Raw genomic sequence first — 23,915 nt, 5'->3', positions numbered from 1 at the left:
AGTAAGACAGGAGGGAAAAAGTATGAATAAAGGACATGTTCTTCAAGTAATGGGTCCGGTTGTTGACGTCAAGTTCGAAGACGGTCAGCTTCCAGCTATCTATAACGCACTGAAGGTCCAAATTGAACGTCCAAACGCTGAGCCTGAAACGTTGACACTTGAAGTCGCGCTACACCTCGGGGATGATTCTGTACGTACTATTGCGATGTCTTCAACAGACGGTCTACAACGTGGTTCTGTAGTTGATGATATGGGTTCTGCGATTACTGTCCCAGTTGGTGACATTACATTAGGACGCGTATTTAACGTACTTGGAGAAATTATCGACCTTGGTGAGGAAGTTCCAGCATCAGAACGCCGCGACCCAATTCACCGTTTAGCTCCAGTATTTGAAAACCTTTCAACTGAAGTTGAAATTCTTGAAACAGGTATTAAAGTTGTTGACCTACTAGCACCTTATATTAAAGGTGGTAAAATCGGTCTCTTCGGTGGTGCCGGTGTAGGGAAAACAGTTCTTATTCAGGAATTGATCAACAACATCGCTCAAGAACACGGTGGTATTTCCGTATTCGCAGGCGTTGGAGAACGTACACGTGAAGGTAATGACTTGTTCTACGAAATGACTGATTCTGGCGTTATCACGAAAACGGCAATGGTATTCGGTCAAATGAACGAGCCACCTGGCGCACGTATGCGTGTTGCACTAACTGGTCTTACAATGGCAGAATATTTCCGTGACGAACAAGGCGCGGACGTACTTCTATTCATCGATAATATCTTCCGCTTTACACAAGCTGGATCAGAAGTTTCTGCACTACTTGGCCGTATGCCATCAGCTGTTGGTTACCAACCGACACTGGCAACGGAAATGGGTATGCTTCAGGAACGTATCACATCTACAAACCTTGGTTCAGTTACGTCAATCCAAGCAATCTACGTACCAGCGGATGACTATACTGACCCGGCTCCTGCTACGACGTTTGCTCACCTTGACGCAACGACGAACCTTGAGCGTAAACTATCTGAAATGGGTATCTACCCAGCTGTGGATCCACTTGCATCGACTTCCCGCGCACTAAGCCCGGAAATCGTTGGTGAAGAGCATTACGCAGTTGCACGTCAAGTGCAGCAGACACTTCAGCGTTACCGTGAGCTCCAAGATATCATCGCTATCCTAGGTATGGATGAACTTGGCGAAGAAGATAAGCAGTTGGTTGGACGCGCACGTCGTATCCAGAACTTCCTATCACAAAACTTCCACGTTGCTGAACAGTTTACAGGACAAAAAGGATCTTACGTACAAGTAGCTGAAACAATCAAAGGCTTCAGCGACATCCTTAAAGGTATGTATGACCACCTTCCTGAGGATGCATTCCGACTTGTCGGTCGCATCGAGGAAGTTATTGCAAAAGCGAAAAGTATGGGTGTAGAAGTTTAATTTAATTCAGCAGGATTCAAACCCCTTCTGAATTAAATTTAAGCCTTCGGCGGATTTGATTTAGAAGGGACCAGGAGGGAAACAAATGAAGACAATTAAAGTCAATATCGTCACTCCCGACGGCCCTGTTGTTGAAACTGAAGCGAACATGATCATCGCAGTTACTGAAACAGGTGAAATCGGGATCCTTCCCGGCCACATCGCGATGGTTGCACCGCTTCAAATCGGTGGGCTTCGCCTGCAGAAGGATGATTCGACGGAACATATTGCCGTTCATGGCGGTTTCATCGAAGTCCGTCCGGATGTTGTCACTGTTTTAGCACAAAGTGCAGAACTGGCTTCTTCTATTGATATCGTCCGTGCTAAAAAGGCGGCGGGACAAGCAGAAGAAACACTTCGGGCAAAAAAAGAAGGCAGAGAACACGAATTGGCGGAACTAGATTTAAAACGTGCCCTCAATCGTATCGATGTCTACGAAACAAGAAAAAAATGAGTTGTTGATGTTGGCGGACAGGGGAAAAAATTCTTCTGTTCGCCTTTTCAATGTAATCAAACCAATGCGTCTTTTCTAACTTAATGAACAAAGGAGGGCGTCGAATGGGCGACATCATAGCATTTCAACCACTGTTGGCCATTGTATCGCATACTTTTTTTATAGCGATTTCATTTTATGCACTACAGGCAATCATGCCAGAAAAAATTATTAAAAAGCACCGTGTCTTCCAAGCGCAATTATTGTTCATTTTACTAAGTATTTTAATGGGTTGGGCAGTATCAAATTTCTTTTTAGAGCTATCCTATTGGTCAGGAAGACTTCCGTTTATGTTCAGCTAAACTGTTGACTTCGATTCAATACATGTACTTTTTGTACGATGAGTAGAAATGATACATGTAGTCGCCGCGAATATGAAAAAGCCTTAGTATGTTTCCGTAAGGAATACCACTAAAGCTGGACGATGAGGTTCGTATTCGGGGCGATGACATGAAATTCATCACTTTGTGTTAAAATAAGGTTTGTTATGACTAATTATGGGGAACTTAAATGACAAGCGGGGAGACATTTTGACACAAGACGGGATAAGTGAACATAGTATAAACTACTTGGCGCTTAGTCGGAAAAATAGACCAGACGTTACTTGTTTAATAAGCAAGTGCACTGTAGAATAGTATATGTTTTGATGATGAATTTTTTGCAAAAAATAATATATAACTACAAAATGTTTGGCTACAACTTAGGAGTCGGAGGGACTTGTTTTGGATAAAATAATTATCAACGGTGGACGTGTTCTTAAAGGAAGCGTCCGTGTCGAAGGCGCTAAAAATGCAGTATTGCCAATACTGGCGGCTGCACTTCTTGCATCTGAAGGTGTAAACATAATTCGTGACGTTCCAAATCTATCAGACGTTGGGACAATAAACCAAGTACTGAAAAGTTTAAATGCTAGAGTGGACTACACGCCGAAATTGAATGAAGTTATTATTGATTCTTCGGGTACGCTTTCTAGTGAAGCACAGTTCGAATATGTACGGAAAATGCGTGCATCTATTCTTGTTATGGGTCCACTTCTTGCGCGTAATGGTTTCGCACGCGTTGCACTTCCAGGTGGTTGTGCAATCGGATCACGTCCAATTGACCAACATTTAAAAGGCTTCGAAGCGATGGGAGCAGAAATTACATTTGGCCACGGACACGTTGAAGCGAAAGCAGAAAACGGTTTGAAAGGTGCCAAGATCTATCTTGATTTTCCAAGTGTCGGTGCAACTGAAAATATCATGACTGCAGCGGCATTGGCTATAGGAACGACAATCATTGAAAACGCAGCGAAAGAACCTGAAATTGTAGACCTTGCCAATTTTATTAATGAAATGGGCGGTAAAGTTGTTGGAGCTGGTACGGACAATATCCGAATCGAAGGCGTCAATAAATTACACGGCACAATTCATCATATTATACCGGATCGTATCGAAACAGGTACTTTCATGGTAGCAGCTGCAATTACAGGTGGCGATGTCATCATAGAAAATGCTGTACCTGAGCATAATGCTGCGCTTATTTCCAAATTGGGTGAAATGGGCGTCGTCATTACAGATTTAGATGAAGGAGTTCGTGTTACTGCACAACTTCCTTTAAAATCCGTAGACTTGAAAACAATGCCACATCCAGGCTTCCCGACAGATATGCAGTCCCAAATGATGGCGCTTATGCTAACTTCGACGGGCACTGGTATTTTAACTGAAACTGTTTTTGAAAATCGTTTTATGCACGTTGAGGAATTCCGGCGTATGAATGCTTCTGTTAAAATTGAAGGTCGGTCGGTTATTATTTCAGGACCATCTAAACTTCAAGGCGCTGAAGTGGCGGCTACGGATCTTCGTGCAGCTGCAGCCCTTATTCTTGCAGGACTTGTAGCGGAAGGCGTAACACGAGTTACTGAACTGGAGCATCTTGACCGCGGATATGTAAATTTCCACGGAAAACTTGCGGCTCTTGGAGCAGATATCGTCCGTGTTTCACCGGAAATGCAAACGGAAAAATCAGCACAACTCGTTTAATCAAAATCAATACGTATCTGGAAAAGGCTGTAGAGAATCGACTGCGGCCTTTTTCGCATCTCATTTTATGTAATTTCTTTGGCGAGACGTTAAGCACTTAGATGGCCTCCTGCACTTTTGCTAGTATGTCCAAAAAAGCAGGAATAAAACCCAATATGATTCATATAATTAATCATGGACAAACTACTAACAGCATTATTCATCATACTCCTATTTTTCATCCCTTTTGTATTGAGACAGACGCCTGAAAAAGTCAAAGAACCCGGAGAACAGAAAGTGGAACTCTGCCCCGTCGACATCATTATTGCCGGTGCGGACAAGCCAATCTCGCTTGAAGAGTATGTAGTAGGGGTCGTTGCAGCTGAGATGCCTGCCACGTTCCAGAAAGAGGCGCTGAAAGCTCAAGCAATTGCGGCTCGTACATACGCACTCCAGACAACGGCTAACGGCACTAAACCAATTGCTACTGATGTATCTGCACAAGTCTATTCTTCAGAAGCGAAACGGAAAGAGCGATGGGGGAAAGAATTTAAGCGTAATGAAAAGAAAGTGCGTGCAGCAGTGGAAGCGACTGCGGGAGATACCATTGTTTATCAAGACAAAATGATATCAGCCATGTTTTTTTCCACATCTAATGGGAAGACTGAGACAGCACAAAACTTTAGCGGCAATGATATTCCCTATTTACAAAGTGTGGAAAGTCCCGGGGAGGGGGACGTTGAGGCAAAAGTAAAACGAACAGCCGAAATGACGCTTGCCAAATGGAATAAAACAATCGGCGGCAAGTGGGATGCCGATAGCTTCAGATCATTACAACTTGTGCGCAATCCAACAGGCCGTGTCCAAAAAGTCGTAACTCCCGGATTCCAAGCGAGCGGCAGGGAAGTGCGTGAATTATTGGGACTAGCATCAACGGACTTTGATATCGCATTTGATGTGACAAATAAAATCGTACATGTAACAACGACAGGATATGGCCACGGCGTTGGCATGAGTCAATATGGAGCAGAGGCGTATGCTCAGAAAGGATGGACAGCTGAAAAAATTCTTTTACACTATTACACAGGCACGCAAATAAAAAAGTTTACATTACTTGATTCCCAATGTTTAAAAACTCCTTCACTTGCAAATAATAGCGAGTGAGGTGATGACAATGCGAGAAGAAAAACCGAAAGCCCCTTCTCAGAAGAACAAAAGTGCAAAGACAAAAAGCTGGTTTTGGCCTATAGTCTATTCCGGTATCGCAATCGTCTTCGTTGGCATGATCTGGGGTTATAATGCATTCATGAAAGATGATGCCCCAGGACTTGCAGACGTTGCAGGGAAGGACCCTGAAGACGGATTGACAATCAAGACGAACGCAGCAAAGGAGACGCTCAAATTCCCATTCACTGAGGCACTCCTGGATGACGTGGCCATTCTGCAAGATTATTATGATGTAAATGCAGATGCAGCCATGCGTGAAAGTGCAATGCTCGTATTCGACCAGCATTATGTGACGAACACAGGCATAACTATTTCAGTACAAGGCAAGGCATTCGAAGTCGTCGCTTCGTTAAGCGGTACAGTGGAGGATATCGTGCTAGACCCATTTAAAGGTGATGAAATCATACTTTCTCATGCAGATGGGTTGAAAACAATCTATCGATCCGTCTCAGGTATTCTCGTTAAAAAAGGTGAAGAGGTGGACCAGGGTCAAGTGCTCGGCACCGCTACGGAAAACGATTGGAATAGTAAAGTCGGTATCCACCTTAATTTCGAAGTACAAAAAGATGGAGTAGCCGTCAATCCGCGCACATATCTTGCATTTTAAAACCGCACGTTCCAAGCCATTTCCGAATTAATCCGGAGTGGCTTTTTTTTTTGATAAAACCAATCCTAATCGCACGCTAACTAAACAACCGTTCCCTCAACGAGCGCCCGCATATCAAACCCATTAATCGCATAAGATAGAGGAAGAATCGGACCTGATACGAAAGGAAGAGGGCGTGCACGAGCAAATACGGAGGCGATGCGTGCGCCTCGGAAAAATGTTGCTGGAAACTGGACTTACAGTACGGGCGTTAGCAAAAGCGACAGGCTATTCGAAAAGCACGGTCCACAAAGATTTGACGGAACGTTTGCCTAACGTCGATGTGGCACTGTCTGAAGAAGTCGCAAAAATACTTGCCTATCATAAGTCTGTCAGACATTTACGGGGCGGCGAGGCGACTAGGGTCAAATGGATGAACGAAACGAAAAAAGTAGGAACCAGTTAGGGATGAAAGGCGTATCGCAGACTCGTTGCGATACGCCTTTCGTGTTGTCTAGGCTTCAGCGCCTAGAGGCTCGGGTCATAAGTCAGTGCGGCTGCGTGGAAAAGACCGCCACTTCGACGGCCCGTCTTATGCCTGCCACGGGCCAACAGGATGTAGGTCACGCAACTATTGCCACAGGAGGTGCGCACTTAAGCTGCGTTCTTCTTTCTAGTAGTTCTTTCACTCAAATCAGTTCTTAAGTATATTCATTGCCAGTTAACTATGGTAAAATGATTAGTTAGAAGCATATACATACACGGGAATATCCAATGATACGGGTGGAAGGGGAAACTGAAACAATGTTTGCAAAAGATATTGGGATTGACCTCGGAACGGCCAACGTTTTAATACACGTTAAGGGAAAAGGAATTGTTCTAAACGAACCGTCAGTCGTGGCGATTGATAAAAATACGAATAAAGTACTGGCAGTCGGAGAAGAAGCAAGACAAATGGTTGGCAGGACGCCGGCCAATATCATTGCGATTAGACCTATGAAAGACGGGGTTATCGCTGATTTTGACGTAACGGAAGCTATGCTTAGTCACTTCATTAATAAATTGGATGTTAAAGGGTTTTTATCAAAACCTAGAATACTTATCTGTTGTCCGACAAACATTACGAGCGTCGAACAGAAAGCCATTCGACAAGCCGCTGAAAAATCGGGCGGCAAGAAAATTTACCTTGAAGAAGAACCGAAAGTTGCAGCAATCGGAGCTGGAATGGATATTTTCCAACCGAGCGGTAACATGGTTGTCGATATCGGTGGGGGTACAACGGATGTCGCTGTTTTATCGATGGGAGACATCGTTACATCACGTTCTATCACTGTAGCCGGGGATACTTTTGACAACGATATTACACACTATATTAAACACCATTATAAATTGCTTATCGGAGAACGGACTGCAGAAAATATCAAATTCAATGTGGGGACGGTTTTCCCAGGCAGTCGAAAAGAACAGGTGGATATTAGGGGACGTGACATGGTTTCGGGACTTCCCCGCACAGTAACAATCCATTCAGATGAAATCGCTATAGCACTGAAAGAATCAATCTATATGATTGTGCATGCAGCGAAAAATGTCCTAGAAAAAACACCGCCTGAATTGTCTGCTGACATAATCGATCGTGGCGTATTTCTTACTGGGGGCGGTGCGTTATTGCACGGCATCGACCAATTACTCGCCGATGAATTGAAAGTACCTGTATTCATTTCAGATAATCCGCTCGATTGTGTTGCAATTGGGACAGGCATTTTATTGGAGAATATGGACAAGATCTCTAATCGTTAACAACACCAATTTTTAAGGATGAGGAGGTGGACAAATGTTCCGTGGATTTTACACAGTCGGCTCAGGGATGATCGCACAGCAACGCAGAACTGAAATGCTGGCGAATAATATGGCTAATGCCAACACACCAGGCTTCAAGGCAGAGCAATCGGTGATTCGTTCATTTCCAGAAATGTATATGTCGAGTATTAACACGGCAAAAATACCAACAGAAAACGGCTTTCAAATGAAGGGCTTATCTCCAGTAGGTTCAGTTTCGACGGGTGTTTACATGCAGGAGACGCTGCCATTATTCACGCAAGGACAATTGCGCGAAACTGAGCTGACGACCGATATCGCACTGGTTGACGGCCGCTTACCGATTGATGCAGAAACTGGGACTCAAGGTGCCATCTTCTTCAGACTTGAAAATGAAGGTGGAAGCGAACAATATACAAAGAACGGCAGCTTCACGCTTGATCCAAGTGGGTTTTTGACCAGTGCAGGTGGCGCCTATGTTCTTGATAACAATGGGCAACGGATTGCCTTGCAAAATGATGATTTCCGTTTAACGGATGAAGGTGTAATTATGGAAGGCAACACGGCCGTCGCAACACTGGGTATTTCATTCGCTCAGCGCCCTGACATGCTTCTCAAGCAGGGAGATGGCATGTTCGTGACAGAAGGCGGCGAAAACCTTGCAGCTGCAAACGGCATGGCAGGCGTTACTTATTCGATGCAGCAAGGTTATCTCGAAGGTTCCAACGTCGATGCGGCACGAACGATGACGGACATGCTTACTGCGTACCGTGCATTCGAGGCCAATCAAAAAATACTTCAAGCCTATGACCGCAGTATGGAAAAAGCGGTCACGGAAGTCGGTCGCGTCAACTAATGACACGCCATTCGAAAGGAGTCGGTATGCATGATACGCACAATGACGACAGCAACAAATACACTGAGTCAATTGCAAAGTCAAATGGATATAATCGGGAATAATCTAGCGAATATTTCGACACATGGCTATAAAGCAAGCGATGCCAAATTCCAAGAAATGTTGGTCCAACAATTCAATAATGACAAAGCAGACACCGCGCCGCGTCAATCACCCCTCGGTATCCGCTATGGATCAGGTGCTGTACTTGGTCAATCACAGATGAACTGGAAAGTGGGTACATTGCAAGCGACGGGGCGTCAACTAGATTTTGCACTGACGACGCCAAAACAGTATTTCAACGTACTTATGCCAGATGGTGGCGGGGAGCAAACTGTCTATACGCGTCAAGGGAATTTCTACGTTTCTCCAGTAGCAAACGGACAAGTGATGCTTGTTAATGGTGAGGGTTATCCGGTTGCAAACAGTGCAGGATTGCCAGTCACATTTTCCGATAATGTCACAAATTATACGGTTAAATCGGGTGGGAATTTGCAACTGACAAATGCAGACGGGACAACGCAAACAATTGAACTTGCTGTGACAGTGATGGAACGACCAAACTTGATGCAGCGTTTATCGGCAACGAATTTTGCATTGCCTGAAAACTTGGCGGATCTTGGCGTCACACAACAACAGGTCTTAACTGAGCTGCAAGGTGCTGCGCGAAACGTAATTGGAATGGAAGGTCAGGCGCTTGAAGCATCTAACGTCAACTCACAGAAAGAGATGACGTATCTCATTAGTGTGCAGCGTAATTATCAATTTAATGCGCGGGCAGTGACGCTTGCGGACCAGATGCTCGGTCTGATTAACGGCATTCGATAAAAGTTATTTTTAAAAATAGTAACGTTCGGCTCAGAAGTGCATGAGACAGACGAAGAGGCTAGGCTACCTGCATCCGGAGGTATCTGAAGACTGGACAATTAGGGAGTACAGAATATGACAGATGAAAAAAGAATCAACTTGAATTCGAATGAGTCAAGAAAGAAGGAGAGCGAACCGCCTTTAATTCGGTCTACTCGTAAAGAACGCGGACGGCAAAATAAGCTGGCAGAGGAAACTCCACCGAAAAAGCAATTTTGGGTTCAAATTCGCATCCTTCCAATTTGGCTTCGTGTGATACTTGTTCTCTTACTTCTAGCTGGGGCAGTCTATCTTGGGACCTTGGTAGGCTACAGTGGTATCGGTGATGGGGATTCACGTGATGTCTTTAAAAAAGAAACTTGGATTCATATTTTGGATATCATTAATGGAAAAGAGTCGTAATAGGCTCTTTTGTTTTACTTGGAAAAATAGTGAAATGGTAGGAGGATGACTATGCTAACAGCAGAACAAATACAGGCGATTTTGCCGCACCGTTACCCGTTTCTTATGGTAGACCGGATTCTTGAGGTCGAAGAAGGAAAGCGAGCAGTTGGTATAAAAAATGTGACAATCAATGAAGATTTCTTCAACGGACATTTCCCAGGCTATCCGGTTATGCCAGGCGTACTTATTGTGGAAGCGCTTGCGCAAGTCGGTGCCGTCGCTCTATTGCAAAAAGAGGAAAACAAAGGACGTCTTGCCTTTTTTGCTGGTATTGACAATTGTCGCTTCAAACGGCAAGTGACGCCAGGCGATACGCTAAAGCTGGAAGTAGAAATCACACGACTTCGCGGTACGATAGGTAAAGGAAAAGCCATCGCAACGGTTGACGGAGAAATCGCATGTGAAACAGAAATCACGTTTGCCCTAGGTCCTATTGTTTCAAAAAATGGGAATTAAATTTGCGAACGCCTTGAAATTTAGTTACAATGTTCATTACGGTGCGGTTACAATGCACTTCTAAAGTGGGAGGTATCAAATCAGTATGTTTAAAGATCTTTCTCCAAATTTAAAAAGTAGCATAACGAGGTCCATCACACAGACCTTTGAACAATACATGAGCGATATTGAATGGTCCAGTGAAAAATTCAGTATCGATGATTATATCGCCAGCTGGCGTGAATATATTACTGTAAAAGCGCTTTGGTATTCAACAATTCCAGAGGACATGAAAATTGATCCGGAATTCCATGAAGATCTATCGCAGCGTATCAATGAAATAATCGCCCGTATCCTTAGTGATCCGCCATCTGAAGAACAGATTGTGGCAATCCAAAGTATGCAGGAAGAACTTGATACGCATTATGAGTATCACTGTAAAGCCGAAGCGGTATACATTGACACATTGCTTAAAAAATATTTAGAAGCGTAAAAAAGAAAAATGGATAGTTTCCTCGTTTCGGGCAAAGCTACGAAGTATCATACAGGTTTGTGTGATAGACGGCTTGTGGAGAGGAGGGAATCTATTCATGTTCAAAAAAGCGATACCACTTGTTCTTATGTCAGGACTAGTACTTACAGCTTGTGCAAACAATGGTACGGTACCAAAGAACAACGAAACTCCAATGGAAAAAGTGGAGGATCGAACGAGGGACTTAACGCCTAATGTGAAAAATGGGCAAACTGGACCGAATATGGATGGTCTCGAGAACGAGAGAGGCACTGGTGTGGACAACGGAGTCATTAATAATGGAAATGTAACAACTCCGAATGAAGGAGTCATTATTGATGAAAAAACGAATACACCGAACGAAGTCATCATCGACAAAAATCTCGATCAGAACAAAATGAACGGAAACAATCGTTAACCGCAAGCCGCGCGGAAACCGCCTCGTAACACTAGAGGCGGTTTTTTTATTTGCAAAAGCGGAAGCGCCTGTATAGGGGAACGCAGCTTAAGTGCGCCACTTCCTGTGGCAATAGCGCATGACCTACATCCTGTAGGCCTCCGAAAGGCACTAAAAGACTTGAAGAAAAAGGCGTTCTTTGCCTTTAATCTTCAAGTCTGAAGTGACCCAAGGGGCTAGGCGCTGGAGTCTAGCCGAATGCAAAAGCGCAGGGCGCCGCCCAGACGCGACAGGCATAAGGCAGGTAAAGGAAGGCAGTCTAAGTTCGCGACGTCGTGTCGCAACGACTGCATGACCTGCATCACGCAGGCCTAAGCGGCGTTTTTTGCCGCACAGTCGGGCTGACTTATGAACCGAGCGTTTGGCGCCCGGAGTCTAGCCGTATTAAAAAGCGGAAGCTGCGTTACCTACATCCTGTAGCCCTTCGTAATATAGGCAGCAGGAAATCATTCATTCTCTATTTCTTTATCCTTCTTTAAACGTGGGCGTGATCGCATATCAGACTCGAACCGCTGTAGCAAATCAGCGCCACCCATCCCCTCGTCAATCAACTCTTCCAACAGCTGTTCTGCATACTGTGAACGTGCTCGTTTCAAGCGGCCTTTCATTAACACGGAGACATTATCACCAATCAGCTTAACTCCTTTGACAGCAACGCGGAAAGCAGCTGGCTCATTTTCTGGATAAGAAATAACAACTTTCGCTTCCAGTAATTCTTCATCAGCCATCCATTTTTCAAAGGTGGATTGATGTACCTTATCAATGAACATCTCCAATATCCACATACGGTGACTGTTTTCCTGGTTGATTATTATTCCGTCGATAAGAGGGAAATCCTGCATGCGCTCTTCGTGTAATATTCCGACAGACAACATTTTGAATGTTTTCATCGGTATCCACCTCAATCTTTTTCCTCTTAGTATACCATAGGCAGAAATTTCAGCGACTAACTTAAAACATGTGAATACTAAATTATCTGCGAATCCGATAAATTTTAGTACGGCATACGGTTATGCGATTTGTGTTGAAAAATGTAAATTTATAGTTAGTCAAAGTAGGGTATTTATAGTGAAAAACAGACTGAAAATTGAAATATAGAACATTGCACGAATTTGACTGAATCAAGTAAGATGAAATTAATAAACGAGAGAGGAGGAAATCTAATGAATCAAGTTGCGCTGGTTGGACGAATCACAAAAGATCCAATTCTGAGAAGGGTATCTGAAGGAAGGGTACAAACAAGCTTTGTACTTGCCGTGAACCGCAATTTTAAAAACCAAAAAGGAGAAGTAGAGACAGACTTTGTACTATGTACTTTATGGGGAAAGGCGGCGGAGAATACTGCCAAACATTGCGGTAAAGGGTCTTTGATTGGCGTAGGCGGGCGCATTCAGTCTAGGTCCTACGAACGTGAAGACAAGAGTAAAGTCTATGTAACAGAGGTGATTGGTGAGGATATACGATTCATTTTAACGAAACAACGCACCAATGATAACTTGTATAGTGAACAGGTAGGTAGCATAACGCTGCCGACAGAGGAAAAAAGCGATGCTGAGCATTTCAATTTGCCCAACCGTGAAACAGAAGGATTACCGATTTTTTAACCAGGCTCAAGGATACATAAAAAGCCGGGGAATGGTCGAGAAAAGGAGTGGACCCGCCAAGCCGGACGACAAACCGGGGCCGTACCGACAACTGAAAATGGATAGGTAGTAAGAAAAAGTGAGGAAAAGAAATGTCCGAACATGTCAACAGAAGGGGTTCTGCCCATGTTCGGTTAGAGTGAGAGAATAGTATCGCGAACAGATGCTCAGGGGCATTTGTTCGCGCGGAAAATAAGGGTAATGTATCGCTAATATCCGATGGGGTCGGATATCTTACGTCAAAAAACGCTAATGAGGGTCCCAGGAACGGAGACTGCTTCCGTCAACGGGACCCACACAAGCGGATTAGGAAAAGAAGGGGGTGCGGAACATGACTGCAAATGAAAAGGATGTGAAACGGATGGAAATGCAAATCGAACAACTAATCAGTATTGTAGCCAATCAGAACAATCGCCTGAATCGAATTGAAGACCTAGAAAGGAAGAAAAAATTCGGAGCTGTACATATTATTCCACTTGCTGAACGTGTGTAAGAGATTTCGACAATGGCAAGTAAGAAGACCCCAGCGCCACTGACGGCTCTGGAGTCTTCTTTTAAGCATAACTTTAGTTGTCGAACGATAACAAATCGTCCAGTTCCGTATCGGATAAATCGGACAGCCATTGGCTTGATTGGATAAGATCCGCGGACAATGCTGCTTTTTCGACAAGCATCTTGTCGATTTTTTCTTCAATCGTTCCAATCGTCACAAATTTATGGACGTGGACGAATTTCGTCTGGCCTATACGATATGCACGGTCAGTAGCCTGGTTTTCGACGGCAGGATTCCACCATCTATCAGCATGCAATACGTGGTTTGCGCCAGTTAAGTTCAATCCAGTTCCGCCTGCTTTTAACGATAAGATGAAAATAGGGAATTCGCCTTCTTGGAAAGCCTCGACAAGCCGGTCACGTTGCCCTTTTGGCATACTACCCGTCAAGAATGGCACATCGATTCCATGAAGTTCAGACAAGCATTGACGGATAAGTTGCCCCATGCCAATGTATTGCGTGAAGATAAGGCATTGTTCCTTATTAGAGGCGATTTCAGCTGCCATAGACACAATTAGGTCTAGTTTATTGGATCTAGATAGCAATTGTGTTGCTGGAGCGTGCGGCTCTTTCAAGAACAAGGCTGGATGGTTACAGAGTTGTTTTAATCGGCTAAGCATTTTTAAAATAAGGCCTTTCTTTTCAAAACCGGTAAGTGTCTGCAACTTAAATTTCGTTTCTTCAAGGAAACTTTCATATAAGGCAGCCTGTTCAGTCGTTAAAGGACAATATTCATTTTGCTCAAGTTTTTGCGGAAGATTCAGCTGTAAATCTGGATCACTCTTCGTTCTGCGTAGCAAGAATGGACGAATTTTTGCTCGTAGCTTCCGCTTATCCGCTTCAGAATCATCACGTTCAATCGGGATGATAAAGTTATCCGTGAACTTGCGGAAACTGCCGAAGTACCCTTTGTGGATAAAGTCGAAAATCGCCCATAGCTCTGATAACCGGTTCTCAATCGGTGTACCGGTTAGTGCGATATGATGCTTGCCACGTAGTTTTCGGATGACACGGGACTGTTTTGTTTGCATATTCTTAATGTTTTGCGCTTCATCCAGTGTAATACTGGCAAATTCCGTTTCTGCTAGCATCTCGCCATCCTGTGAAGCAGTACCGTATGTTGTAAGAACTACGTCAGGCTTCAGTTGAGCCATTAGTTCTATAAAGCTTTCGTCTTTTGCACGCAGTGGTCCGTAATGTGTATAGACAGAAAGTGTCGGCGCAAACCGTTCAATCTCTTTCTGCCAGTTACCTAGAACACTTGTCGGACAAACGATGAGCGACGGTGAATCTGTATCAGGTCTCGCGTGGATATTCAGTAAATAGGTAATGAGCTGAATGGTCTTACCTAAGCCCATATCATCGGCAAGGCATGCGCCAAAATGATTATCACGCAAAAAGATAAGCCAGTTATAGCCGTCTTCCTGGTATGGCCGAAGTTCAGCAAGTAAATCTTTTGAAATACCAGCTGTGGGAAGCCCTTTTTTGTCTGCCAGCATTTCCATATAGCCCTGAAGTGATTGGTGCATCGTGAAAGCAAAAAGTGGGTCATCTATATCTTCGTCCTCTTCGAGAGGAACAATCTCTTCCGGCACGTCTTGGAAGAGCAGGTCTTTAACCGTCCACTCCCCGGCATCCGCGCGATCCATTAGATCACGAATTTTTCTGAGCCAAAGGGGATCGATATGGAACCATTCGTCACCAGAGCGGATGTATTCACGATTTTCATCGACGAGCTTACGGAATGAATCGCGGTCAATTGGGTTTCCAGCAAGTGAGAAATTCCAATCGAAAGATAGTACTTCGTCCAAGCCTGTAGCCGATTTATACGATTGTATGCCAGCGTTCGTTCGAATACGCATTTTCGATTCTGTCACTGATTTCAACCATGCAGGCAGGATGACAGGATAGCCGAACGATTGCAGTAGCGGAAGGTCCTCTTTAATGAATGTCCGTACTTCCGGATCAGACATAGGTGTGGACAAAAAGCTTTCGCTTGAAGCCAGATCCACAGAGCCGAGGAAGGATGTCATTTCGGATTGCTTTTTTACAACGTCATCTGCGTATGGTTTCCATTTAGCAGGGAGGGCATCAACAGCAGGTGCATTCACTTTCCGGGCGGCAGGCGTCCAATGCGAACCGCGTTCACCGATAATAACCGTTTCAAGAAGCCATTCCGTATCTGTCTCAGCTTCTGGTTCAGTTAAGCGGAAAGCAACACTGATTGGCATTGTGGAAGCGGATTCGCCTGGCCAGCCATACATCCGTAAATGGGGCAGCAGTGAGGCTAGCAGATCGGGATTGATAGCAGATGCGGCAAGCTTGCTACTGACTGCTTGGCTGATAACAGTTGCAGCCCCTTCTGATATGCCCGCTTTGCCACCGTTAAAACGAATCGTGTTGCCATCTACTTCTGCATAATTCCATAGATTAGGGTCGGTCCAGGCGTTAGTTGCCTCACGAATGGAAGCAAGTTGAGTATCGTCTTCATCCGTCAGTCCAACGAACGTAACATAGGGATGCATAACAGAAAAAACTTGTAGTAGTTGGTCTGCCTGTAAATAAGCAACTTCGTCATCCATATTCGCAAGAAGCCCGTACAGTGCACGCTCATTGTTGAAGAACAGGAAGGAAACGAGCTCATCTGGAGCGACTGTCAACCCTCTGCTATCTTCAGCGGCAATGGAGAATAGTCCGTCTTCCATCAAGTGGATGCTCATGCGAAAAAGGCGGTTCAACGTGAATGTTCCGGTCATAAGTTCAAATTCCCTTTCTCCATTTCTTCCATCAATGCGCGTAGTCTGCGGTTTTTTTCACGCACTGTATCGATATATTGATTCCAGAAATCAGCTTTTCCACTTTTCTTCGAACCAGTTTTCATTTGTTTAAACAATTTGACGGCACGTCGATAACTGTGACGGTTCTTTTCTTTGATGAAACCCATGGCAAACGTATGGAGTAGGGGCAAGACGGCTGATGGATCCGAAGCCAATGCCACTTTTAAGCCGCCCGCTTCTGCACCGTCATATGAAACACCGTATCTATGCATGAGAGCCGCCCATTCGCCGAACCGTTCACGTTCAACTAAAAAGTCAGCATAAACATCGATGCCGGGTTCCCCATATTGAGCAAACAAACTTTCGCGCAATTCTTCTGAGAAATCTGCTGCTTCGAATAAACCATCGATGTCCCGCACGAAAGCAGGACGAGATGAAAGTAAAACCGATTCGCTTACATAATCGCCGATGAAGGGCAACAAAGCGTGCATAATAATAGCTAGGGCCTCAGTTTCATCATTATTTTCCGCTAGTTTTGCAAGCGGTAGCCATGTAGCGACATTAGCAGCTGTCACATGTGTAACAAGTTCTGCTAACTCATCATGTTCTCCTTGAATCAAATGGAAAAAGGCAATGAAAATTCGTGCTTCCTCCGATTTTTCATTCGTGAGAATCGCTAATTCAGTGTCCCGAGCAGCTCGAAACGGAAATAGTTGCTGCCAAAAAAGGCGATATACTTGGAATCTCTCATGGAAAAGTCCAGAATTTCCAAGGGCAAATGTACGAACGAGATCTTTCACTCGTTCATGGAAAGCATCTGCTTCAAACAATTTCGGTTTTGCACCGATTGCATTGACGCTATCATTTAGCTTTCCGAGCTGTTCCGTTAACCAGTTTTGCACATACCATTTCCCGTAGAAAAAGGAAGTTGGTTCACCGCCGAGATGACCATTTACGTACGTCCATCCGGCATCCAGTACATGTAATCGATAATAGAGTTCAAAAAGAGGTTTCCATTCATATTCAAATGGAATAAGCGGAGTAGCTTTTTGATCAATTATTGAAGATTCATGGATGAATACTCCTGGATTTTCCGCTATTTCAATGATACGAAGCGGTCGAGTTAAGCGTGTTAGGACGTCAATCCACGCATCAGGGGTACGGTCTGAAATGGTTAGTACCATCTGCTGAGATTCAATTCTGCGCCATTCGTGGAGCCAATCGCTCAGAGAATGGTGTTGTGAATAGAGATGAAATACGACTGCAATCCGGTGCGAACACCAGCCAGCGTATCCACACGTACAATTCGCATCTACTTTGTTGAAAGAAAGGCGAACGTTTTCTGAATCTACGCCAAGGAGAGTCGCTATTACTGCGCCTTCAGATGGCGCGTATCTATAGGAGTTGGTGGCACCATTTCTGACAAGAGCCACAGCACGTCTGACTTCCAGTGCATTGGACTCTATATCTGGTCGTAGGGCATGTTTTATTGTACTCATAAATTTATTTATTTCATTTTCGTGCAAGTAGGATACACGTTCGACAGTCATATTCATCGGACCACTCCCTAAGAAAAGCATTCCTTCTATTATACCGCTTTTCTCTAGAGAGCGGAAATGAAGTTATTCCATATCTGGTTCTTTTGTTTGTTTATGGATCAAAGTAGAGCATATTTGTTAAAAAAGTTGAAGAAGTGGTGAGGAATTGGAGAAACTTGTTCTATATGTACCTAATTTGGAGTCTTAGTTTTATCATAAGAAAAGAATTTCAAGAAAGTGTTACTCCGTTATCATGTACGAGTACGCGCGGCATTAATCATATCATCTATGAACCAGTGGAACGTAAATTGTATTTTCGTTCTTTGGCATTTGGCACGATGAAATTTCAGTTTGTAATGCTCGACTTTAGGCATAACAAAATTGAATTCATGAGAAAGAGAGATTGCCCATAAGATGTAAATGGATTGTTATCATCACTACAATTGAATTTTAAACCAAGAGAGATGTCATTTGTAAAGGGAAGACCAAAAAGAAATTATGCTGTGCAGCAACATATATAGATGAATCGCATACTATAATAATAATTTGTTGAAACTGTTCACAAACTAGCCATAGTTGTGATAAACTAGTAACAATCAGAATATTCAATATTGGGGGGGAGAAAGATGCTATCAGTTCAACGAATGACTCCATTTTTTACGAGTCAAGAAGATTTTCATCTCCGACTGGTGTTTGCTTATCAATACTTTTCCATTCTTAAAGGGGGGGACGTATTTCAATTCATCCCATCAGAGGGAAAAGAAATCGTCATTAATACCAAGAGTTTGCAAGTTGAAAACCTCGGGGAAGTATTTGTTTTCCAACGGGGGAACCGATTTATTCGATTACCGCTCTACCAATTGCTCCTTATCTCAGATCTTCATATCCATTTGACGACTATTCTTGAAGGAACGATGGGGCTGGAAATGGAAGCAGAGACGCCAGAAGTCGTAACGCTAGAAGCAGCGGGTATCGTTGAACAACTAGAAGCAGATAACAGATTACGCATGATTGATTATGCACTCGAAACAGACAACATACAAATGTTCAATGAACTGACGGAAGGACTGCCACAAAATTGAAAAGTGAAACTTAACAAACACCTGTCGTTGTAGGTTAACGGTAGGTGTTTTTTTATTGTCCTTATCCCTTATAGATGATCCAAACGAAAGCTAACATATATGCCACGGCCGTACAGATCTTCATATACTTTACATATATATTCGGTACTACTTATTTTGAATTAACTATATATGTTGAAATAGGGAAACCCAATGAATTCGCTGCGGCGCTAGGGGATGCCTCCCACCCTAAGCCACGCAGCTTCGCCGCCAGTCTTAGGGCTTCGGCTACCCCTTGAAAGGCGCCTTCGCTCAGTTTAGATAGGTATTCAATTGTTCAATGTATTTAAGTGGTATACCTCAGTAGTATAACGAACAAATATAGCGAAGGAGCGACACTAATGAAAGGCAGCCCAATAGCGCCGCATATTGCGTAAGCCATCACTAAGCGACAAAGCGGTGTTGGAAGAACATTCTATTTGTTATGTGTCGCCTACATAGTTCAGCCTGTAATGAAGTAAAGAGCCACAATGAAAATGGTGGAACCTGTCAAACCAAACAGAAAGTCATACCATGTCAATGCAGAATTTCCCTCTTTATTCATAGCAATCCGCCCCTTTGTCGATTTCCCGGGAAATAAGCCGGTATGCATTCCCCAACGAATCGTTCCTTTTTAGAAGAAAGTATAGTTTTTTTGACTTGGAATAGTGTCTAGCTCCAGGCGTGGGCCTCCTGGATGTAGGTCATGCGGCTTTTGCCACAGGAAGTGGCAAAAGCTGCGTTCCTTTTAGAAGGATGGACAAAAAGTCCACTTCTTAAACATGTTTTATATGTTTCTATAATCCAGTACATAAGGAAAATAGTAGAAAAACACCGTTTACTAGCATTCAAACATTGCAAATCTCTCAATTTTTGCTAAAGTAATCATAGTAGATCAATAACACCTCGGCGTAATTGCGCCTGCAGGATGTTAAGGTGACTTCATCAAATTCAGCAATAGTGAGCAGAAAGGGATTACCGTAATGTTTTTTGACTTTAAGTATTGGCACTTTTTGACGAATCCACATGAGTTGGCAAACCAACTAGAAAAATCTTCGATGCGCGGCTTCAAAAAACGTGTGTTATTCATAGCTTTTTTCGGTGTTCTTTTATTTGCCATTCGTGATATGTGGGGAATGAATACAGAGTCAATTACAGCACTCCTGTCCACAATGACCACAACTGATTACACGATTGCACGATATGTGTCGGTAGTTGGAGCACTTATATGGGCACTCATGTATATGGCATTTCATTTCTTTGGTTTTGCATACCTATTAAGCCTATTGACGGCAATCCCGTTTAAAAAGTTATTACCCTTACAACTACTTATGACGGGTATTCTATTGCTCGAAAAAGCAGTTGTACTTCTTGTCTTTACGATGAAGGGTGCAACAACAAGTGTGTCGTTCCTATCATTTGGACCGCTTGCGCTAACATTTCTTGATTCTTGGTTTATCATCCTATTCCTCAATCAACTAACAGTGACAACTGCACTTATCATTGCACTTCAATCACGGTTTATCCACGCGTATACAGGCAAAATTGAACGAAAAGGGTTTATCTGGATACTTATAGGAATCCATGTAGCGATGGCACTCATAGTTGCGGCTGTTGGATTTATTCCACTGGAAAGCTTGTTCCATTCCTTTGTAGAAGGAGGTGTTGGTCGTGAATAAAGTGACGAATATTGCTGTCGCTGTCGCAATCAGTGCATTTCTAGCAGTTAATTTTTATCTGCTATTTTCCGATAAAAGCGTCATCAACAAATCAGTATATGTCGAACGCTATGAACGTATGACTAGCAGTAATCACCGAGAGGAACTCGCGAAAGAAGGCTTTGTTGCACCAGAAGAAACCCATACGGTATATGTCGGTAATGACGATACGGTAGATTCGTGGCTAGTTAAAGAAGGTGATCTCGTTGCAGTAGGGGATGAAATCGCTATTCTCCAAACAGAACGTGCAGAAGGACAGCGCGCAGTATGGGAAGCCGAACTCGAGGCTCTTCAACAACAGACATCATCCGTTCGAAGCATGATATCGGATCTTGAGTCTGAGCGACAAGAAGCTCAATCGGATAGTTCTTCGAATGTGAAACGCAAAGACAATGTGTCGGACAACACAACCGACACAAAAGTAGAAGTTGGGCTGAATGTAGATGTTCAGGTAGATGTGAAGCAGGACGGATCATTTGCACAGGCCATCGCAGCAGCTGAACAAGATCTTGCTGAAATCGAACGAAAGCAAACAGTTGTTGAAGCGCAATTAGCACAAAATCCGGGGAGACCTGCACTAATCAGTCCTGTTGACGGAGTGGTTTCTAAAGTAACTCGTACCGGTTCCACGCTTTCAGTCGATATTTTCAGCTCACAAAAAGTAATTGTCACATATGCGAAAAATGACGAGTGGCATAAAATTGAAAGTGGCGACCAGGTCTTAATCCAAGGGAATGGCATCGAAAACGTGGTAGAAGGAACTGTTCTTTCTGTTTCCCAGGCACCTGCAATCGACAACGAGTGGCTCCAAGCCTACAAAGTACTCGACCAAACTGAAGTGAAGAACCCACTTTCGTATCATGAAGTACGGATTTTGGGAGATGCTACTAATCAATCGGTGCCGTTTGGAACAAATGTCAATGCAATCGTTATTGTTAATGAAGCACTGGATGTCATTTCAGTGAAAGAAAAATGGCTTCATGACTTATACAAAGAAACGGCGTTTGCATGGATAATTGACGATGAAGGGCGTGCCAAGCAAGTGGGTATTGCGACACCGTTCACTTTGGAAACCCGAGCAGTTGTATCGGAAGGTCTTAAACTTGGAGATGTAGTTGTCTATGAACCAGCACTTGTCACGTACGAAAATGCGCCTAGGGTATTCATGTCCTTGCCTACAGATTTGCCTTCCAAAAAACAATGGAGAGCATTCGGATGGAGAAATTACATGAAATATATACTAATACGATAAAATTGAATAAAAATAGACCGCCATCTGATTCCAGTCGGGTGGCTTCGTTGTTATTAATACTTCCGCAACAACTTGCGCAGGTAACTTCGTCGCTATCAGTTATTAATTAAAAAAAGGAGCTCACTGAGCTCCTTTTTTTAATTAATAATAAAGGTTAAGCGCTGAAAAAAAGGGTATTAAACAGTTAAGAAGAATTACTACTAAACACCGTTAAAATACCTAAAAAAAGGAAGTGCGCCCATGGCAAACTGGAATACAGAAGCAATTGAATTACTTAAAAAAAAACCGAAGCAACAAAACTGGGGAGCAAGAAGAGCCGCAAAAGATAAGAAATATAAATCATCATCCAAATTAGTGGAAGACTATATTGTACTCGATTTTGAAACGACGGGTTTGCGTGCTGGTGCTGATAAAATCATTCAAATTGGCGCTATCAAGTATGTGAATCATGAAGTGAAAGATATGTTTAATACATTCATCAATCCCTTCCGTCATATATCAGAGGTAATAACACGACTCACAGGCATCTCAAACGAAATGGTCGAATGGGCACCAAGTATCGAGCAAAAAATTGGAGAACTGCTCGAATTTATCGGAGATTTACCAATCATTGCTCACAATGCATCGTTTGATATGGGTTTTCTTTATGCGCTCGACAACATCGACGGCATAAGCATTCCTGAGTATATCGTCATCGACACCGTCAAGCTTGCTAGAAAAAAGATCACCGAAGCTCCGAACCACAAATTGACGACTTTGACCGAGTTTTTGCAGCTCGAACATGACGCCCACGATGCCATTGGCGATTGCCTAGCAACAGCGGCTATTTACCAATATTGCACAGAAAAGCATCTTTAAATAACGCTCGCATAATCTACTAAGTCGGCTATGATTGGTGGAAGATTTTTACGATGATCAAGGCAGATAAATAAGCGGATGGAAAGGGGGAAATCGAGGTGGGGAAAAATATGTGGGCAATCTGTATGGCGGCAGTTTTAAGTGTAGTTTTCGGTACAACGATAGGCGAAGCAGCGGCAAACGAGCCAACACATTACATAGGGCTTCATGATCGATTATTGGACGTTAAAGACGTCCTGGTTATCGACAACGATATGAAGATCCGACTTAGCGAAATTACAAAAATTCTTTACATTTCAGTGGAACAAGAAGAAGGCGTAACTTATCTTCGAAAACAGGGCATCGTAATCAGTTATGACCAATCCACGAAACTGACATCGAAAGACGGTGTCGAACTCAGTTGGTCTCCAATCGTCGGCGTCAACGGTACGCTCTATATCAGTGCGAAAGACGTCGCCATAGAGATGGGTTTCAAAGTAGAATACTTCCAAAAACTTCAAATGCTTCGTATTTATCGGGATGACTACGAGCATATGAGTCATGCGGATTACGAAAAACATGTTAAACAATTGTTGGATAAAAAACAGCCAGCCAAACCACCAGTTAAGCCGACAAAACCCGGCACGAAATCCGCCACGACTGTCTACTTGACCTTTGATGACGGCCCCAATAAATTCACAACAATTAACAACGCAACACTAAAAAAATACAACGTCCAAGGTACATTCTTCTTCCTAGGAAAACACATGAAAAACAACGAGAAAATCGTTAAAGCAGTTTCCGGCGACGGTCACTACATCGGCACGCACAGCATGACGCACGACAAAGACCAAGTATATAAATCCACAAAATCATTTATCGATGAAATGAACGAGGGAGCCGAACTCATCAACAAAATGACCGGCAATGAAGCTAAACTAATCCGTGTCCCATACGGAAGTAAACCACACGTCACACCGGCCATGAAAAAACAGCTTAACCAAAATGACTATAAAATGTGGGACTGGGACGTCGACTCCAATGACTGGAAATACACCGACAAAGAGGCTGACAAAATCGTCAAAAACGTCCGTGACGGTGTTGATAAAGCCAATAAATCCGGCGACCGTAACATTATCGTCCTGCTACATGACCGCAGTCAAACATCAAAAGCCTTACCAGAAATTATCCAATGGCTACAAAAAGAAGGCTATACTATCAAAACATACGAACCCGAGCACCATATCATCCAAAACTTCTTAAGTGACACCACATTGTAACTAGAAAACCG

The 23,915-nt window shown here is 43.5% G+C and carries 24 protein-coding genes; 21 read left to right on the top strand and 3 right to left on the bottom strand.

What is annotated here, in order from left to right; genetic code table 11:
• Positions 1-22 precede the first annotated feature (22 nt).
• From atpD to H2672_RS00465, 14 genes are all read left to right on the top strand, one after another.
• A complete protein-coding gene (atpD, locus tag H2672_RS00530) occupies positions 23-1,438 on the top strand; it encodes a F0F1 ATP synthase subunit beta (protein ID WP_186667896.1) in 1,416 nt (471 codons plus the stop codon).
• Between the two features lie 85 nt (positions 1,439-1,523).
• Positions 1,524-1,931 carry a F0F1 ATP synthase subunit epsilon gene (locus tag H2672_RS00525; RefSeq protein WP_186667894.1) on the top strand — a complete coding sequence of 136 codons (408 nt, stop codon included), beginning with the start codon at positions 1,524-1,526 and terminating at the stop codon, positions 1,929-1,931.
• Positions 1,932-2,035: 104 nt separating this feature from the next.
• On the top strand, positions 2,036-2,272 hold the full coding sequence (locus H2672_RS00520; protein ID WP_186667892.1) for a DUF1146 family protein: 237 nt from the start codon (positions 2,036-2,038) through the stop codon (positions 2,270-2,272).
• 420 nt (positions 2,273-2,692) lie between these two features.
• Positions 2,693-3,991: a UDP-N-acetylglucosamine 1-carboxyvinyltransferase gene (gene murA / locus H2672_RS00515; RefSeq protein WP_186667890.1), complete on the top strand. Its 1,299-nt coding sequence runs from the start codon at positions 2,693-2,695 to the stop codon at positions 3,989-3,991.
• 174 nt (positions 3,992-4,165) lie between these two features.
• Positions 4,166-5,134: a stage II sporulation protein D gene (gene spoIID / locus H2672_RS00510; protein ID WP_186667889.1), complete on the top strand. Its 969-nt coding sequence runs from the start codon at positions 4,166-4,168 to the stop codon at positions 5,132-5,134.
• Between the two features lie 10 nt (positions 5,135-5,144).
• A complete protein-coding gene (locus H2672_RS00505) occupies positions 5,145-5,804 on the top strand; it encodes a M23 family metallopeptidase (protein ID WP_186667888.1) in 660 nt (219 codons plus the stop codon).
• A 175-nt stretch (positions 5,805-5,979) separates the two neighbouring features.
• Entirely contained in the window at positions 5,980-6,249 is a 270-nt protein-coding gene (locus H2672_RS00500; protein WP_186667887.1) for a sporulation transcriptional regulator SpoIIID, read from the top strand.
• 338 nt (positions 6,250-6,587) lie between these two features.
• A complete protein-coding gene (mreB, locus tag H2672_RS00495) occupies positions 6,588-7,580 on the top strand; it encodes a rod shape-determining protein (protein ID WP_186667886.1) in 993 nt (330 codons plus the stop codon).
• A 34-nt stretch (positions 7,581-7,614) separates the two neighbouring features.
• Positions 7,615-8,454 (top strand): flagellar hook-basal body protein, encoded by an 840-nt coding sequence (locus tag H2672_RS00490; RefSeq protein WP_186667885.1) that lies wholly within the window; start codon positions 7,615-7,617, stop codon positions 8,452-8,454.
• A gap of 30 nt (positions 8,455-8,484) precedes the next feature.
• Positions 8,485-9,321 carry a flagellar hook-basal body protein gene (locus H2672_RS00485; RefSeq protein WP_186667884.1) on the top strand — a complete coding sequence of 279 codons (837 nt, stop codon included), beginning with the start codon at positions 8,485-8,487 and terminating at the stop codon, positions 9,319-9,321.
• Between the two features lie 114 nt (positions 9,322-9,435).
• Positions 9,436-9,762, top strand: coding sequence for a DNA-directed RNA polymerase subunit beta (locus H2672_RS00480; protein ID WP_186667883.1), 327 nt, complete (start codon positions 9,436-9,438; stop codon positions 9,760-9,762).
• A 51-nt stretch (positions 9,763-9,813) separates the two neighbouring features.
• Positions 9,814-10,260 carry a 3-hydroxyacyl-ACP dehydratase FabZ gene (gene fabZ, locus H2672_RS00475; protein ID WP_186667881.1) on the top strand — a complete coding sequence of 149 codons (447 nt, stop codon included), beginning with the start codon at positions 9,814-9,816 and terminating at the stop codon, positions 10,258-10,260.
• 85 nt (positions 10,261-10,345) lie between these two features.
• Positions 10,346-10,732 (top strand): hypothetical protein, encoded by a 387-nt coding sequence (locus H2672_RS00470; protein WP_186667878.1) that lies wholly within the window; start codon positions 10,346-10,348, stop codon positions 10,730-10,732.
• Positions 10,733-10,829: 97 nt separating this feature from the next.
• Positions 10,830-11,168, top strand: coding sequence for a hypothetical protein (locus tag H2672_RS00465; protein WP_186667876.1), 339 nt, complete (start codon positions 10,830-10,832; stop codon positions 11,166-11,168).
• Between the two features lie 485 nt (positions 11,169-11,653).
• Here the strand turns inward: H2672_RS00465 and H2672_RS00460 are convergent, their stop codons facing one another.
• Entirely contained in the window at positions 11,654-12,097 is a 444-nt protein-coding gene (locus H2672_RS00460) for a YwpF family protein (RefSeq protein ID WP_186667875.1), read from the bottom strand.
• Positions 12,098-12,370: 273 nt separating this feature from the next.
• On the opposite strand from H2672_RS00460, the gene H2672_RS00455 reads away from it, so the two are divergent.
• Positions 12,371-12,811: a single-stranded DNA-binding protein gene (locus H2672_RS00455; RefSeq protein ID WP_186667873.1), complete on the top strand. Its 441-nt coding sequence runs from the start codon at positions 12,371-12,373 to the stop codon at positions 12,809-12,811.
• A 370-nt stretch (positions 12,812-13,181) separates the two neighbouring features.
• Positions 13,182-13,343, top strand: a complete 162-nt coding sequence (locus H2672_RS00450; RefSeq protein ID WP_186667871.1) for a hypothetical protein — start codon at positions 13,182-13,184, stop codon at positions 13,341-13,343.
• 73 nt (positions 13,344-13,416) lie between these two features.
• On the opposite strand, the gene H2672_RS00445 is transcribed toward H2672_RS00450, so the two are convergent.
• Both H2672_RS00445 and H2672_RS00440 read right to left on the bottom strand, forming a co-directional pair.
• Positions 13,417-16,158: a DEAD/DEAH box helicase gene (locus tag H2672_RS00445; protein ID WP_186667869.1), complete on the bottom strand. Its 2,742-nt coding sequence runs from the start codon at positions 16,156-16,158 to the stop codon at positions 13,417-13,419.
• A complete protein-coding gene (locus H2672_RS00440; RefSeq protein ID WP_186667867.1) occupies positions 16,155-17,735 on the bottom strand; it encodes an SWIM zinc finger family protein in 1,581 nt (526 codons plus the stop codon). Before H2672_RS00440 ends, H2672_RS00445 begins: the two co-directional genes overlap by 4 nt.
• A gap of 608 nt (positions 17,736-18,343) precedes the next feature.
• Between H2672_RS00440 and H2672_RS00435 the strand changes: the two genes are divergently transcribed.
• The 5 genes from H2672_RS00435 (at position 18,344) to H2672_RS19850 (ending at position 23,904) form a co-directional block, all read left to right on the top strand.
• A complete protein-coding gene (locus H2672_RS00435) occupies positions 18,344-18,799 on the top strand; it encodes a transcriptional regulator (RefSeq protein WP_186667865.1) in 456 nt (151 codons plus the stop codon).
• Positions 18,800-19,800: 1,001 nt separating this feature from the next.
• Positions 19,801-20,496 (top strand): hypothetical protein, encoded by a 696-nt coding sequence (locus tag H2672_RS00430; protein ID WP_186667863.1) that lies wholly within the window; start codon positions 19,801-19,803, stop codon positions 20,494-20,496.
• Positions 20,489-21,787, top strand: coding sequence for an efflux RND transporter periplasmic adaptor subunit (locus tag H2672_RS00425; protein WP_186667861.1), 1,299 nt, complete (start codon positions 20,489-20,491; stop codon positions 21,785-21,787). The genes H2672_RS00430 and H2672_RS00425 overlap by 8 nt, the downstream gene beginning before the upstream one ends.
• A 240-nt stretch (positions 21,788-22,027) precedes the next feature.
• Entirely contained in the window at positions 22,028-22,645 is a 618-nt protein-coding gene (locus H2672_RS00420) for a 3'-5' exonuclease (protein WP_186667859.1), read from the top strand.
• 98 nt (positions 22,646-22,743) lie between these two features.
• Positions 22,744-23,904: a polysaccharide deacetylase family protein gene (locus H2672_RS19850; RefSeq protein WP_186667857.1), complete on the top strand. Its 1,161-nt coding sequence runs from the start codon at positions 22,744-22,746 to the stop codon at positions 23,902-23,904.
• Positions 23,905-23,915: the final 11 nt, after the last annotated feature.

This window comes from Sporosarcina sp. BP05, assembly GCF_014282005.1.
Lineage (GTDB): Bacteria > Bacillota > Bacilli > Bacillales_A > Planococcaceae > Sporosarcina.
The sequence above is the reverse complement of the archived record's forward strand: the minus strand, read 5'-3'. Positions and strand labels throughout refer to the sequence as shown.

Coding starts and splice junctions, on each gene's coding strand:
- atpD (WP_186667896.1), top strand. CDS start 23: ATGAATAAAGGACATGTTCTTCAAGTAATGGGTCCGGTTGTTGACGTC.
- H2672_RS00525 (WP_186667894.1), top strand. CDS start 1,524: ATGAAGACAATTAAAGTCAATATCGTCACTCCCGACGGCCCTGTTGTT.
- H2672_RS00520 (WP_186667892.1), top strand. CDS start 2,036: ATGGGCGACATCATAGCATTTCAACCACTGTTGGCCATTGTATCGCAT.
- spoIID (WP_186667889.1), top strand. CDS start 4,166: ATGGACAAACTACTAACAGCATTATTCATCATACTCCTATTTTTCATC.
- H2672_RS00505 (WP_186667888.1), top strand. CDS start 5,145: ATGCGAGAAGAAAAACCGAAAGCCCCTTCTCAGAAGAACAAAAGTGCA.
- mreB (WP_186667886.1), top strand. CDS start 6,588: ATGTTTGCAAAAGATATTGGGATTGACCTCGGAACGGCCAACGTTTTA.
- H2672_RS00490 (WP_186667885.1), top strand. CDS start 7,615: ATGTTCCGTGGATTTTACACAGTCGGCTCAGGGATGATCGCACAGCAA.
- H2672_RS00485 (WP_186667884.1), top strand. CDS start 8,485: ATGATACGCACAATGACGACAGCAACAAATACACTGAGTCAATTGCAA.
- H2672_RS00480 (WP_186667883.1), top strand. CDS start 9,436: ATGACAGATGAAAAAAGAATCAACTTGAATTCGAATGAGTCAAGAAAG.
- fabZ (WP_186667881.1), top strand. CDS start 9,814: ATGCTAACAGCAGAACAAATACAGGCGATTTTGCCGCACCGTTACCCG.
- H2672_RS00470 (WP_186667878.1), top strand. CDS start 10,346: ATGTTTAAAGATCTTTCTCCAAATTTAAAAAGTAGCATAACGAGGTCC.
- H2672_RS00465 (WP_186667876.1), top strand. CDS start 10,830: ATGTTCAAAAAAGCGATACCACTTGTTCTTATGTCAGGACTAGTACTT.
- H2672_RS00460 (WP_186667875.1), bottom strand. CDS start 12,097: ATGAAAACATTCAAAATGTTGTCTGTCGGAATATTACACGAAGAGCGC.
- H2672_RS00455 (WP_186667873.1), top strand. CDS start 12,371: ATGAATCAAGTTGCGCTGGTTGGACGAATCACAAAAGATCCAATTCTG.
- H2672_RS00450 (WP_186667871.1), top strand. CDS start 13,182: ATGACTGCAAATGAAAAGGATGTGAAACGGATGGAAATGCAAATCGAA.
- H2672_RS00445 (WP_186667869.1), bottom strand. CDS start 16,158: ATGACCGGAACATTCACGTTGAACCGCCTTTTTCGCATGAGCATCCAC.
- H2672_RS00440 (WP_186667867.1), bottom strand. CDS start 17,735: ATGAATATGACTGTCGAACGTGTATCCTACTTGCACGAAAATGAAATA.
- H2672_RS00435 (WP_186667865.1), top strand. CDS start 18,344: ATGCTATCAGTTCAACGAATGACTCCATTTTTTACGAGTCAAGAAGAT.
- H2672_RS00430 (WP_186667863.1), top strand. CDS start 19,801: ATGTTTTTTGACTTTAAGTATTGGCACTTTTTGACGAATCCACATGAG.
- H2672_RS00420 (WP_186667859.1), top strand. CDS start 22,028: ATGGCAAACTGGAATACAGAAGCAATTGAATTACTTAAAAAAAAACCG.